General features: G+C 37.8%; 11 protein-coding genes. 9 read left to right on the top strand and 2 right to left on the bottom strand.

What is annotated here, in order from left to right:
* The first annotated feature begins 24 nt into the window (after positions 1–24).
* The 8 genes from AAJG31_RS05785 to AAJG31_RS05750 all read left to right on the top strand — a co-directional run bounded on the left by AAJG31_RS05785 (position 25) and on the right by AAJG31_RS05750 (position 9,241).
* Entirely contained in the window at positions 25–1,605 is a 1,581-nt protein-coding gene (locus tag AAJG31_RS05785) for an ABC transporter substrate-binding protein (RefSeq protein ID WP_016991919.1), read from the top strand.
* A 67-nt stretch (positions 1,606–1,672) separates the two neighbouring features.
* The gene (gene nikB / locus AAJG31_RS05780; RefSeq protein ID WP_036077499.1) at positions 1,673–2,605 is read left to right on the top strand and encodes a nickel ABC transporter permease; all 933 of its coding nucleotides are present in this window, start codon (positions 1,673–1,675) and stop codon (positions 2,603–2,605) included.
* On the top strand, positions 2,605–3,507 hold the full coding sequence (locus AAJG31_RS05775) for an ABC transporter permease (RefSeq protein ID WP_016991918.1): 903 nt from the start codon (positions 2,605–2,607) through the stop codon (positions 3,505–3,507). The genes nikB and AAJG31_RS05775 overlap by 1 nt, the downstream gene beginning before the upstream one ends.
* Before the next feature lie 8 nt (positions 3,508–3,515).
* The gene (locus AAJG31_RS05770) at positions 3,516–6,341 is read left to right on the top strand and encodes a M14 family metallopeptidase (RefSeq protein ID WP_279494521.1); all 2,826 of its coding nucleotides are present in this window, start codon (positions 3,516–3,518) and stop codon (positions 6,339–6,341) included.
* Between the two features lie 5 nt (positions 6,342–6,346).
* Complete coding sequence (locus AAJG31_RS05765; protein WP_279494522.1) at positions 6,347–6,961, top strand: pyroglutamyl-peptidase I; 615 nt, start codon at positions 6,347–6,349, stop codon at positions 6,959–6,961.
* Positions 6,945–7,640 (top strand): 5-oxoprolinase subunit PxpB, encoded by a 696-nt coding sequence (pxpB, locus tag AAJG31_RS05760; protein WP_036077491.1) that lies wholly within the window; start codon positions 6,945–6,947, stop codon positions 7,638–7,640. Before AAJG31_RS05765 ends, pxpB begins: the two co-directional genes overlap by 17 nt.
* 3 nt (positions 7,641–7,643) lie before the next feature.
* Positions 7,644–8,507, top strand: a complete 864-nt coding sequence (locus tag AAJG31_RS05755; protein ID WP_279494523.1) for an allophanate hydrolase subunit 2 family protein — start codon at positions 7,644–7,646, stop codon at positions 8,505–8,507.
* Positions 8,507–9,241 (top strand): 5-oxoprolinase subunit PxpA, encoded by a 735-nt coding sequence (locus tag AAJG31_RS05750; protein ID WP_103117770.1) that lies wholly within the window; start codon positions 8,507–8,509, stop codon positions 9,239–9,241. Before AAJG31_RS05755 ends, AAJG31_RS05750 begins: the two co-directional genes overlap by 1 nt.
* 40 nt (positions 9,242–9,281) lie before the next feature.
* Here AAJG31_RS05750 and AAJG31_RS05745 read toward each other — a convergent pair whose 3' ends face one another.
* Together AAJG31_RS05745 and AAJG31_RS05740 are read right to left on the bottom strand one after the other, a co-directional pair.
* The gene (locus AAJG31_RS05745; RefSeq protein WP_202341749.1) at positions 9,282–9,602 is read right to left on the bottom strand and encodes a DUF4183 domain-containing protein; all 321 of its coding nucleotides are present in this window, start codon (positions 9,600–9,602) and stop codon (positions 9,282–9,284) included.
* 24 nt (positions 9,603–9,626) lie between these two features.
* A complete protein-coding gene (locus AAJG31_RS05740) occupies positions 9,627–10,049 on the bottom strand; it encodes a DUF4183 domain-containing protein (protein WP_004269345.1) in 423 nt (140 codons plus the stop codon).
* A 242-nt stretch (positions 10,050–10,291) separates the two neighbouring features.
* Between AAJG31_RS05740 and AAJG31_RS05735 the strand changes: the two genes are divergently transcribed.
* Complete coding sequence (locus AAJG31_RS05735) at positions 10,292–13,903, top strand: dynamin family protein (RefSeq protein WP_279494524.1); 3,612 nt, start codon at positions 10,292–10,294, stop codon at positions 13,901–13,903.
* Positions 13,904–13,905 lie beyond the last annotated feature (2 nt).

The raw sequence follows: 13,905 nt of genomic DNA, 5'->3' as shown, positions 1-13,905 counted from the left end.
AATACAAAAGGGGATGAACAATGTATGAAGAAACAAAAATGGATTGCGCTATTACTTGTTTGTATAATGATTGTTTTAACAGCATGTAGTGGCGGTACATCATCAAAAGACGAAAGTAAAAATAGTAGTAAATCATCTGGTGAAAATCCAGCAGCAACACGTGGAAATGAATTAGTTATTCGTGTGGCAGGAGACCCACAAAACTGGGACCCAATTGATACATTTTTACTTGCTTGGAGTACAGTAGCAACATCGGTATTTGAAGGATTAGTTAGTCGTTCTTTAGATTTAGAAATTCAACCAGGGTTAGCGGAATCTTGGGAATATATAGATGATAAAACGATTGTTTTTAAACTACGACAAGGTGTTACCTTCCATAATGGCGAACCGTTTAATGCGGAAGCAGTTAAATTTACATTTGATCGTCTACTAGGAGAAGAAGGTCAACAAGGTCCGCAATATTCAAACTATACGTCGATTGACAATGTTGAAGTGACAGGTGACTATGAAGTCACTATGCACCTAAATGCCATTGACCCAGTATTATTGACTAAACTTTCAGGATATGGTGCTGTCATCGTACCACCTAAATATATCCAAGAACAGGGTGCAGAGAATTTTGACATGAAGCCTGTTGGTACTGGTCCATTTAAAATGACTGATTATCAACGTGATAAACAAGTAGTTATTGAGCGATATGAAGATTATTGGAATAAAGATGCTATTAAACTAGATAAAGTAACATTTAAAGTGATTCCAGAGACAGCGACGGCACTGGCAGAATTACAAACAGGAAATATTGATATTATGACACGTTTAGAGGTTTCGCAAGCGGCAACAGCAGAAGGAACTGATTTCATTGAATTAAAGGATGTGTCCACTCCTACAGCGTATTCAATTCGTTTTGATACAGCACAAAAGCCTGTTGATGATGTACGTGTTCGTCAAGCGATTAACTATGCCATTGATAAGGAAACAATAGTGAAAGAAATTTTAGGTGGCTATGGCAACCTCATTAGTTCGTTCCAAAGTAATCTATCTTTTGGCTATAACAAAGATTTAGAGCCATATCCATATGATCCAGAAAAAGCAAAAAAATTACTTGCAGAAGCTAAGGTTCCTGAAGGTACTACACTTGAATTCTTTATTCCAGGTACGGATGGAACATTTAAAGAAATAGCCCAAGCAGTAGCATTTTATTTACAAGAAGTGGGATTAAAAGTTTCTATTAATAGTGTGGAAAATACTACATTCCAATCAGAGTTAATACCACAAGGGAAAGCTGGTCAAATGTATAAAAATGGCTGGGGTGGTTGGACTTTAGATTTTGATAATACAGCTTATTTAATGTATCACGAAGGGGAATTCTGGAATCCATCCTATAAAAATGAAAAAGTTGAACAATTATTAGCGGCAGAGCGAGCAACGATTAATAATGAGGAGCGTCAAAAAATCTTTAAAGAGCTGACAGAAGTGTTATATGAAGATGCTGCAGAAGTTAATTTATATTCTGAGGTTGAAATATACGCAGTGAATAAACGAATAAAAGATTTCCAACCACCTCATGATGGCCGCTTTAGATTTGAAGGTGTCACTGTCGAGTAAGTAAAAAATTATGAGATAGTATGCTTGTCATACTATCTCTTTCATTTCAAATTAGGAGGATGGAATTATGCTTTCCTATATACTACGACGTTTATCGCATACAGTGTTGGTGATAATTGCTGTCTCATTAATTATATTTTTCGCCATTCGTTTAACGGGGGATCCGGTAAGCATCATGTTCGGTGCTGGGGAACCTTCACAACAAGCAGTAGAGGAACTGACAGCAAAGTTGGGTTTAGATAAGCCTATTTGGGAGCAATATATCATATTCATGAAAGATTTAGTAACGCTTGATTTTGGTACATCGTATCGTTCGAATAGTCCAGTTTTGGAAATGTTGTTAGAACGAGCATGGCCAACACTAGCACTTGCTTTAGGGGGGATGACTGTAGCATTGTTAATCGCTATTCCTATCGGTATCCTATCTGCAGTTTATAAAGGCAAGTCCATTGATATTTTTGGTCGTATTTTTTCTTTATTAGGTATCTCTTTCCCTAATTTTTGGTTAGCGTTTATGCTAATCTTGATCTTTGCTGTTCAGTTAAAATGGTTACCTGTATCGGGCTTTGATGGGTTTAGCTCATTGATCCTGCCATCCATTGCATTGGGTCTGATTTTATCTGGTATTTTAGTTCGATTAATTCGTACCTCTATGCTTGAGGTGCTTAAAATGCAATATGTGACAACTGCTCGAGCAAAAGGAATTAGAGAATGGCTTGTCATTATTCGACATGCCTTTCGAAATGCCTTATTGCCAACTGTGACGTTTGTTGGGTTACAGTTCGGTGGACTTTTAGGGGGGGCTGTTATTGTAGAGCAAGTATTTTCTTGGCCGGGAATCGGAAGATTAATTGTTGATTCTATTAATCAACGAGATTATCCAGTCGTACAGGGTGGAGTAATTCTCCTAGCTCTTATCATGATTGTCGTCAATCTAATTGTGGATTTATGTTATTCATTAATTAACCCAAAAATACGCACTGGAAGAGGTGACAATTAATGACACAGATAATGGAAGCAGAAACAGTCGAAATAAAAAAGGTTAGTAGAATAATAAGTATTTTAAAGTTTATTAAAAATAATCCAACTGGGATAATCGGTCTATTATTAGTTGTCACGACTATTCTATGTGCGATATTTGCCCCTTATATTGCTCCACATGATCCAGGAGCAGCTAGCTTAGGACATCGTCTAGATTTGCCTAAATGGTTAGACGATACTGGTAAATCTCAATATTTACTTGGGGGAGACCAAGTTGGACGGGATTTGCTAAGTAGGATTATATATGGTGCTCGTATTTCCCTTTTGGTAGGGATTTGTGGTGTGCTCATTTCGTTAGTCCTTGGAACATTTCTTGGAATTGTGTCAGGGTATTTTGGGAAATGGATGGACGATTTAATCATGAGGTTAGCTGAAGTTCAATTAGGTCTGCCATTTATTTTACTAGCAATTGTAATTATGAGTGTATTTGGAACAGGGATTGAAAAAATCATTATTATTCTTGGACTTACATATTGGGTTAGTTTTGCTAGGCTAATTCGAGGGGAGATTTTAGCTCTAAAGGAACAAGAATATATACAGGCTGCAAAGGCAATCGGAGGCACACATTTTAAAATTATCCTTAAGCACATCTTACCAAATGTTGCTTCTTCGATTTTAGTGTTAGCAACGATGTGTATCGCAGAGTTTATCTTATTAGAGGCTTCACTAACATTTTTAGGGTTAGGTGTTGAACCGACAGTACCTTCGTGGGGCGGAATGTTAGCAGACAGTCGGAATTATATGACGTCAGCTTGGTGGATTTCTGTATTTCCAGGTATTGCAATTATGTTAACTGTACTAGGCTTTAATTTACTAGGAGATTGGCTACGAGATCGCTTAGATCCAAATATGAAAGTTTAGGTGATAGTGTGAACTCTAAAATATTTTCAATTTTATTTAATAAGAATGAAACCCTAAAAAAGCCTTCTTTATTTATAAACTTACCTACAAATCTTGTTCCAATCGGATTGATTGATTTTTGTGCGAGGTTAGGCTTAGAGTCAAATGAAATAGATTTTGATTTATTTCAAGCGTCTAATCAGCAGTACTCAATGGAATTTTTACAACATAGTAGTACATTTATTTCACAGAATGGGTCTATCTTTACACTCTATTATGAGACTGAGTCTTCGCTGTCAACGTTGTTAAGTACGATAGCAAGTGAAGGAATGGCCGAAACGCATACAGATATTCCATCCTCTTATTATGAAAGTTTAAGTCATCTGTGGTCAGCCTATGGAACTGGTGAGAAGGACGAGGCACATCCACATCAGCATTTAAGTGTGAAAATTAATTTACAACAAGAAATCACGTCAAACGCCATTATAAAAGAAGTTTGCTATCTTGCATTACGTTTAGGACTGTATGCTACCTCTGTTTCTTTACCAGTTGTCACAGAAGATCATCGACAGTTCTCGATTGATATCAAGCAAGGAACTGAAAATTTCATGGAGTTAAGTTCTAGAAACGTTATTCAAATTTGTGGTACTAAAGATTGCTTACCGACTGTCCTACATTCAATAGCAAAAGAAAAGCATGTGTCTGAAGGTGGCTTATTTGGTGTTTGGGAGCTAAACGAAAAACAAGTAAATGTAGCAGATTTGTTGTATGAAACAACATGGGAAGATGAATCGGAAGCATCGTATATTTTAAATGCTTTGCAAGATGAACCAAATAAAATGCTTGATGCTGAAATCTATCTTACAGCTTCTAAAAAAAATCGAGATGAATATTGTTTAGATTTGTATAAGAAATTTTCAAATTTAAAGACAATTACAGTTCGCTCTGCGTTTAAAACAGGGTTATACTGGATATTAGAGGAAGTACTTCCATCTGTTTCGGGTCATTTTGAACAAGTAAAAATAATATGTAAAGATGGGGTTAATCAAAATGGTTTAGAACAGCATAATCGCTGGATTATGGAACTTTACCCAGTGGACGAATTGATTGAAATGCAATATGGCATACCGAAAGAAAATGTACAATTTGAGCTTTCAAGCACACAGCAGCACATCTATAGTGTCTATGTTGATGATCTATTAATTGCTGAATTAAATCCGCTGATTAGTGAATTGGATTATGTTGATGGTCAGAGAAAAGTCTATCCAACTACAGCAGGGTATAGGTTATTTGAAGATGGGAAACTGGTTCAAGAAAATGCAATATTGTCAGATCGTGAGCGTTTCTATAAAACGTATATCAATGAGTTTCTTCCTCAGATAGTGGGAAAATTAAATATTGATGTAACAAATCGTGATCAAGGACAATTGTTCCCTTTATTTGATCGCATCGAAATTGACTTTACTTCATCTGGAATTGAAGAAGAATTAAACGTGAAGCAAGAAGCAAACTCGTCCTTTGAAGCGTTATACGAAGACCTTTATTTTAACACGCTTGATTATTTTAATGAACTCGGTCGCCGATTAGTTAATCAACCTTATCAAGCTCCTGGTGGTATTATTCCCTTTATTCATATAGAGGAAAATATTTATAAGCCTATTAAAAGTGTAATACGGGCATACAAATGGCATGAAAAAACCAATTTAGTTCCAGTTGCAAAAAGAATTTTATTTAACCAAGAGGGGCAATTTGAAACAGTAGAAATGTATTTAGGTAATTATCTGAAAGTAATGGAAATGAATGATAATTTAAAATACAAAATTAAAAATGTTTATCAACTATCAACGCGGTATCAAAATTATTCTGAGGTCAAACTAAATTATGGGGATATATCTTACAAAGGGAATGTCATTCCATTTTTTGAAGTGACTGAGCCTATTACTAGTGACTTTTATTCAGGACTTAAAAAATCGGATGAAAAGCATACGATTGTCTTTGAAGCGGGCCATCATCCAAACGAAGTATCTAGTACACCTGCTATATTAGAGCTCATGGAAGATATTATTTGTCACCATCCTGAAATCTTAAAAAAGATTAATATAATCATTATTCCGCTATCAAATCCAGATGGTTATGAAATAATGGAGAGCTTGACAAAAGAACATCCAAAATGGAAACATCATGCTGCAAGATTTAATGCGGTAGGTTTAGAGTTTGCCTATGTCAAATTCCAAGAAAGTGTATTTGGTGAGGCAAATGTTTTACCACTTATCTTAAAAAAATGGGCACCTGATATAGTGATTGATGATCATGGAATCCCTGCTCGTGAATGGGTTCAACCATTCGCAGGATATGCGTGTCCACCTATTTTCCCTGTTTCTTACACGCTTCCAAGTGCTAAGATCTACGGAATTGGTCGATATGCGGATTATGATACGAGGGAAGTCCAGGCTACGAATCTAGAACGAGTAGCTGAAAAAGTGAATATGATTTTTGAGGGTACAATATTTGCCCAAGAAAATGCTTATTGGCGTGAACGCTACTATAAATATGGCACAAAGTGGGATCCACAAAAGTACCCAATTGAAGAAATGGGAAATATAAATTTTTATCGAAGTATGGAAGTTACGCCAACATACTCATCTGTAAGTATATTACGCTACCCGCAGTGGGTGGCTCTAGATATCATTTCTGAAGTGTCTGATGAAATTGTTTATGATGAAGAATTAACTTCTTGTATTGAAGCACATAAATTATTTAATCAAGCTATTATTGAAGCAGCACTTTCTACTAAAGTAAATAAAATTAAACAATTTGGACGCTACTTTAAAAAACGTCCGATAGAAATCAGGTGACAAATATGACAAAAATATTAGTAACAGGGTTTGAACCATTTCTTGATTTTAAAATAAATCCAACAATGCAAATTGTGGAAGCATTAAATGGAAAGAAGATAGATAGCTATGATATCGTCGGACGAATTTTATCTGTTGATTTTCAGCAATCAGCGGAGCAATTAAAACAACATATAGAAGAAGTGAAACCACAAATCATCATTTCATTAGGGTTAGCAGGAGGACGTTTTAAAGTAACACCAGAGCGCATTGCCATTAATGTGAAAGACGGAGAGCCTGATAATAATGGCTATACACCCGTTGATGAGAGTATCTATGAGGAGGGGGAGGATGCTTATCTAACAAACTTACCGATTCGCAGTATGGTAAATCGTTTGCAGGGAGAAGGATATCCAGCGGAAATCTCCAATACAGCAGGTGCATACTTGTGTAATAACATTATGTATGAGGGGCTTGCTTATGCCCAGCAACATAAAGGGGTTCGTGCTGGCTTTATTCATATTCCAGCATCATTTGAGCTGGCAATCCAACATGGCAAAATTCCCGGCTGGAATATCGGAGATTTGATAGCTGCAGTACAGCTTTGTATTGAGGAGACGGCACGTGCAACCAATCATTGATTTTCCTCATTCGATGTGGATTAGTCAACATACTATTCGTTTTGCATTCAAGGAGGAAATCTCCCACTCAAACTTTCACGCGGTCCAAACGTTTAATCGTTTTCTGAAACAGCAGCTACGACATAACCTAGTTGAAAGTGTTGCAAGCTACCATACAGTAACAGCTTATATTAAACAAAATATAGATGTTGAACGTTTAGAAATGCAGTGGCTTGAGATGCAAGCCTCCACAACAATTGATAAAGGAACGAATCGATTTTTAAAAATACCTGTCTGCTATGATGAGGAATTTGCCTTAGATTCAAAGCGCGTCATGAATTTTACAGGTTTACCTTTTGAGGACATTAAAACATTGCATATGTCCAAAAGCTATTATGTGTATTTAATCGGCTTTTTACCAGGCTTTCCATACTTAGGCGAGCTTGATTCTAAATTATTTGTGCCACGCTTACAGAAACCAAGGGCATCTGTATCAGCAAGCTCTGTTGGAGTTGGGGGTGGACAAACAGGAATCTATCCTGTCGATTCACCCGGTGGCTGGAATATTATAGGGAAAACACCTTTGGATTTATTTGATGTTCATGGCAAAGAGCCATTTTTATTTGAACTTGGTGATGAAGTTCAGTTTTATGAAATAACCAAACAGCAATTTTGGGAAATGAAAAGCAAAGGAGTGTAGCGTTTGAAGCCACTTCTGCTCGTAACAAAACAAGGGGTTTATGGTAGCTTACAAGACAAAGGAAGGTACGGCTATCGGGCATTTGGTATTCCGTTATCTGGACCAATGGATAACCGATCGTTTCAAGCAGCTCAGAGAATCTTACATCACCACCATGATCAAACGTCTTTTGAAATGTTTGTGGGTGGTTTTGAATTCGAGGCGCTTGCTGATTGTGTTTATGTATTAACAGGGGGGCATAGTACATGCTTGGTTAATCATGTACCAATCGAAATGTGGAAAACATTCCATTTAACGAGGGGAGATAGATTAGCTATCAAGGGTGTCCATCAAGGCTCTATTGTTTACTTAACTCCATTAGGAGGTTTTCGTACAAACGATGAGCTTGGTAGCCAATCCTGCCTTCCGCTTGGCAATTTGGGAACACGGATTACAAAAGGAAGTATTTTGTATGGGCAGGTATCATCGTCTTTAAAATATAATAGAGGGCTATATGCACCCTATCGTCCGAATTTTGACAGTTCCATTACGGTTCGATTGTTTAAAGGACCGCACTTTCATTTATTTACAGAAAAGAGTCAGCAACAATTTTTACAAAATCCTTTTCAATTTATCGGCGGCAATCGTATGGGCTACTACATAAAAGGACCTGCCTTACAACTTCAGGAAATGAAAGATATACTGTCAGAAGCTACACAGTTCGGTACGATCCAAGTGCCGCAAAGTGGTGATCCCATTATCCTAATGGCTGATGCTCAAACAGTAGGAGGCTATCCTATTGTTGCAACAGTTCATGAAGAAGATTTACATAAAGTAGCGCAAATGCGTATGTTTAACACAATTCACTTTGTACTGGAGGAAACATGATGTCAATTGATATCAATTGTGATCTGGGTGAAAGCTATGATGCTTTTATCGCGGGTAAGGACGAAGAACTATTAGACTATGTAACTTCCATCAACATTGCATGTGGCTATCATGCGGGTCATCATTCAATCATGCATCAAATTGTACGAAGCGCCATTCGTAAAAATGTTCACATTGGTGCACATCCAGGCTATCCCGATCGAGAGGGATTTGGTCGCCGTAACATGGAATGTAGCCCAGCTGAAATTTACGATATGATGGTTTATCAAATTGGTGCCTTACAGGCATTTGTACAGATTGAAAATGGTATGCTTCATCATGTTAAACCACATGGCGCACTCTATAATCAATGTGCGAATGACCGTGAAAAAGCGTTAGCTGTAGTCAATGCAGTGTATGATCTTAATCCACAGCTTATTTTATATGGCTTATCTGGTAGCCTCATCGTAGAGATTGCTAGAGACCAGGGGCTTCAAGTATATGAGGAGGTTTTTTCGGATCGACGCTATAACGAAGATGGCACATTAGTGAACAGACAGGTGCCAAATGCCTTCATACAATCGGAAGAGGAAATGCTAGTGCATGTAAAAGGAATTTTGACTGCGAATGAAGTGATGTCGGTCCAGTCCAAAAAAATTAAAGTGGCAGTCCAAACCTTATGTATACATGGAGATGGCCCACATGCGCTAGACTATGCGAAAAAAATTGCAGGTCTTAGAAAGCAATTACAATAAAATGTAAGAATGGATGCCCTAAATAAGGCATCCATTTTACTTAGATTGTTGTCACTAGCTCCACAGCTTCTAGCACAATTGGCGTACCAGCAGAAAGTGTACCTGTGACAGTATTGAACGTTATTTCAGTTGTAGAAACTGTATAGGCACCACCCTCCTGAAGAACACCATTGATATATAAGTTATAGTAACCATTTGCGACTTCTGGGAATACTGTTGCTGCTGTACCGCTATCATTTAAAAACGTTGTTGCAGCGACTGTTGTGCCATCTGCAATGGCAAGGGGTGCAGCTAAGACGTTAAAAAATCTTGTAGAAGTACCTGTTACATTGACGTGAATATTAATAATGGAAAGTGCCACCCGATTCACCTCCTTTCTTTTCCTTTATTTTGTTGTAAAGCCTAGCGATTCAATAATGATGGGTGTTCCTCTATACAATGTGGCATTATAGGGTACGATTGTCAGGGAGGCTGGGGTTACCGTATAAATACCGCCTTCCTGCATCACTGCATTAATATAAAGGTTAACGTAACCATTGGGTGAAAAAATTGTAAACTCAGTAACAGCATTTGCTTCATCATTCCAAAAGAGATCGGCTGGAAGAGTTGCCCCATTCGATAGATCAAGATCAGCTGTAACGATATAAAAATATCGGTGGATTGTTGGTATAATCATACCTTCAGGGACTACTTCAGGAGGATTAATGGGTATTCCGTTTGTTGCTTTTATACGGGGCCAGATAAATCGCTCCTCACAGTTACATGAACAATATTTTTCAATGATTTGATGAGACTTAGGATTTATCATATGGCATCACACTCCCTTCATAAAAAATAACTTTGCCCCGAATATGCTTACTATAAAATATGAGGAAAAAATAAAAAGAACTAGTTGACCATCTATCATTTAGCATAGATTTTTTGTATAAACATGTTTTTCTAAGGATGGAAACGTTGGCATATATGCTTTAAATTAGTGTTATACTTTGCTAGTTGAATAAGGTAGAATACTAATTATGAATAATTAATGAAAAAGGGGTTACTGGTTTCATGAAAGATTTTGAACAACAATTGGAGGGGCTATTAAAGCAAGCCTCTTTGCAATACATAATTTATCAGCATAATGGTGATACAGAGCGCATGGATAAAACATCACTTTTTGCTCGAAAAATTCAGCAAAAAGAGTATGTGATTGGCTTTGCAGGCCATTTCTCTGCAGGGAAGTCCAGTATGATTAATGCGCTGTCTGGTGAAAATCTACTGGCATCTAGTCCTATTCCAACAAGTGCGAACATCGTAAAAGTTCATAAATCAGAGGAAGACTATGCGATTGTTTATATGCACAATGAAAAGCCTGTAAAATTTGAGGCTGGCTATGATTTTAAAACAGTAAAAGAGCTAAGTAAAAATGGGGATTTGGTGTCACAAATTGAGATTGGACACAGTGCCTCTACACTACCACTAGGTGTCACTGTAATGGATACGCCAGGGGTAGATTCCACAGATGATGCACACCGCATGTCAACGGAATCAGCATTACATATTGCCGATATCGTATTTTATACAATGGACTACAACCATGTGCAGTCGGAATTAAATTTCCAATTCACAAAGCAATTAATGAAATATAATCCAAATGTTTATTTAATTGTCAACATGATTGATAAGCATAAAGATAATGAATTGAGCTTCGAAGAATTTAAAGCAACTGTTCATCAATCCTTTGCAGCATGGGGTGTTGTACCGAAATGTGTTTTCTTTACTTCATTAAGAGAGCCTGAGCATCCACATAATGATTTTGAGGCAGTAAAGAAAATTGTGATGGACAGTATGAATGATTGGCAGGAGCAGCTTGTACAAACAGCTACGAATACATTGCGTTTATTGCAAAGCGAGCATGACAATTATTTAATGGAAGAAAGACAGGATCGTTTGGCAATTGATGAAGAAATTTTAAGTGCGGATGACTGGGCACACCATCAAGATATTTTAGAGCAATACAATAAATTAAATCGTCAGGTTGAATTATTCTCAGTAGAAGCTTGGAACGAAACGTTTGAGGAGCAACGTAAGGAGCTACTCGCGAATGCTGCAATTATGCCAGCTGATTTACGCGATCGCTTACGCCTTTATTTAGAAAGCATGCAGGAAGGTTTTAAAGTTGGGGGGCTCTTTACTGCAAAGAAAAAAACAGAGGAAGAGCGAAACCGACGTAAAGAAGATGCGTATCATGCCTATCAAAATGTGATCCATGCACAAATCACGGGGCATTTAAAAGGTCTTATGAAAAAGGCATTGAAGGACGTTGGGGCATTAAATGAGGAACGTGCCGCAGCCATTGATGCCTATGTATTTGACTTACCTTTTTCATTGATTGAGCAGCAAGTTCAAACAGGCGCTATTTTAACAGGTGATGCTGTGTTAAACTTCGCTAACCGTATCGCAGAAGCAACAAAGCGCTACTTCATTCAGGAGACAGATAGCTGGAAAAATGCGCAAGCGACAACTCTTGAAGCTGTAGCAACAGAAACTGCCGCACCATCAAAATTAAAAATGGCGAGTATGCAGGACAAAGTAGATGCCATTAATGCAGTCCTTGAAATTGAAGGCTATCAGCAATATAGTGCAAGCACTATGCATCAAGCGAGCAATGAAATTCGTAAAGTTGCCAATCAACAGCTTACAAATTGGGAACAATCATTTAAGCAAGATTTAGCAGAAATTCGTCTATTTGACGAGTCCATGTTGCAGCCAAAAGAGCAAATCATCCAACAAGAGGAAGCTCAGCAAGCTACTAGTGCAACGACTCTACCAATCGATGGTGTGATTAATCGTGCACTCCATACTGCCAATGCAGTCAAAGAGGTGCAAGGCTTTGCTGAAGTAGCCCAATACCTTGAAAATAAAGTAGAACGACTACAGAAAAAGGATTTTACCATTGCATTGTTTGGCGCATTTAGTGCTGGGAAATCTTCCTTCTCAAACGCTTTAATGGGAGCCAAGGTGTTACCTGTATCACCAAACCCAACAACTGCGGCCATCAATAAAATTCGTCCAGTTACACCTGAACACCCACATGAAACAGCGGATGTACAGCTTAAAACTGCGGAACAAATGCTAGAGGATATTCAAGGCTCCTATGCGGCGATTGGTTTGTCTGTATCGACATTGGAGGAAGCCTATAATCGTGCTGATGAAGGGCTTGCAGTGCAGTTAACGGACGAACGCTTAAATGTTCATAAATCATTTATTCGTGCCTATAAAGAAGGCTATCCAACCTTTAAGTCAGAGTTTGGTTCTATCCTCCGCGTAGACCGTGAAGAGTTTGAAAAATTTGTAGCACAAGAAAATAAATCTTGCTTTGTTGATAATATCGACTTCTATTATGATAGTCCATTAACTCGTATGGGCGTGACACTTGTTGACACGCCAGGAGCGGACTCTATTAATGCCCGCCATACAGGCGTAGCATTTGAATATATTCGTAATGCTGATGCCATCCTATTTATTACGTACTATAACCATGCCTTTGCCAAAGCTGACCGAGAGTTTTTAATTCAACTTGGTCGTGTGAAGGATGCATTTGAGCTAGATAAAATGTTCTTTATTGTCAATGCAATTGATTTGGCAACAACGGATGAAGAACAGGAAGATGTAAAAGGCTATGTACGCTCAGAGTTACAACGCTTTGGCATTCGCTTCCCAAGACTATATGGGGTATCTAGTCTTTTAGCATTGAAGGAAAAGGTAGAAGGTGCCGATTTAACATCAGGGATGCCACCATTTGAAAAAGACTTCCATACATTCTTAAATGATGAATTGAGTGCATTAGCCGTTCAAGCTCTTGCAGAGGAAGTTGATAAAACAGAGCAACGTTTGGCGGATTTAATTGCCCAAACAGAGGAAAACTTAAAACGTAAAGATGAGCGACTAGAGGAATTAGCAACACTTGAACAACATATTCAATCGAAGTTCAGTGTGCTGAATACGAGCATGTTAGAGAGTGAAACAAAGCAGGAGCTTGATGAGCTACTCTATTATGTTCTTCAGCGTGTTTATTATCGTTACCCTGAGTTCTTTAAGGAAGGCTACAATCCTTCTACCTTTGCTGCAATGCCCGCACAACAAGCATTGGAGCATGCATTAAAAGAAGTGATGCAAAGCTTGCGTTTTGATTTTACACAAGAAATGCGTGTAACAAACTTCCGTTTATCGCAGTTCATTAGCAAGAAAATGCAGCATCGCTTTAAAGATGAAGTACGCGAATTGAAAGAGTTAAATCGAAGCTTCTCATTCCTAGCCTTTGAATCTTCTGAGCCAAATTTACTTGATTTTGAAGGTCCATTTGGTGAGATTTCGAAATATGCGAGCGTAAAATCTCATTTCCGCAATCAAAAAGCTTTCTTTGAAAAGAATGAAAAAGTGAAGCTGAGCGAGGCATTAGAAACATTGACAAAACCAGATGCACAAGATTATTTAGATGCACAGAAAGTTTCCCTTATGACATGGGCGATTACGTTTATTGCAGAGGAAGCCGAAAAATTACGTTTGTATATTTATCATCAAGCGCTTGAGCAAATTGACACAGAAAGATTAGCATTACAAGAAGAGAGCCGTTTAGCTTCTTGGAAAGCGATTTACGCACAATTACAATACGCATGAGG

It is taken from the genome of Lysinibacillus sp. BS3 (assembly GCF_039614735.1).
Lineage (GTDB): Bacteria > Bacillota > Bacilli > Bacillales_A > Planococcaceae > Lysinibacillus > Lysinibacillus capsici.
The sequence above is the reverse complement of the archived record's forward strand: the minus strand, read 5'-3'. Positions and strand labels throughout refer to the sequence as shown.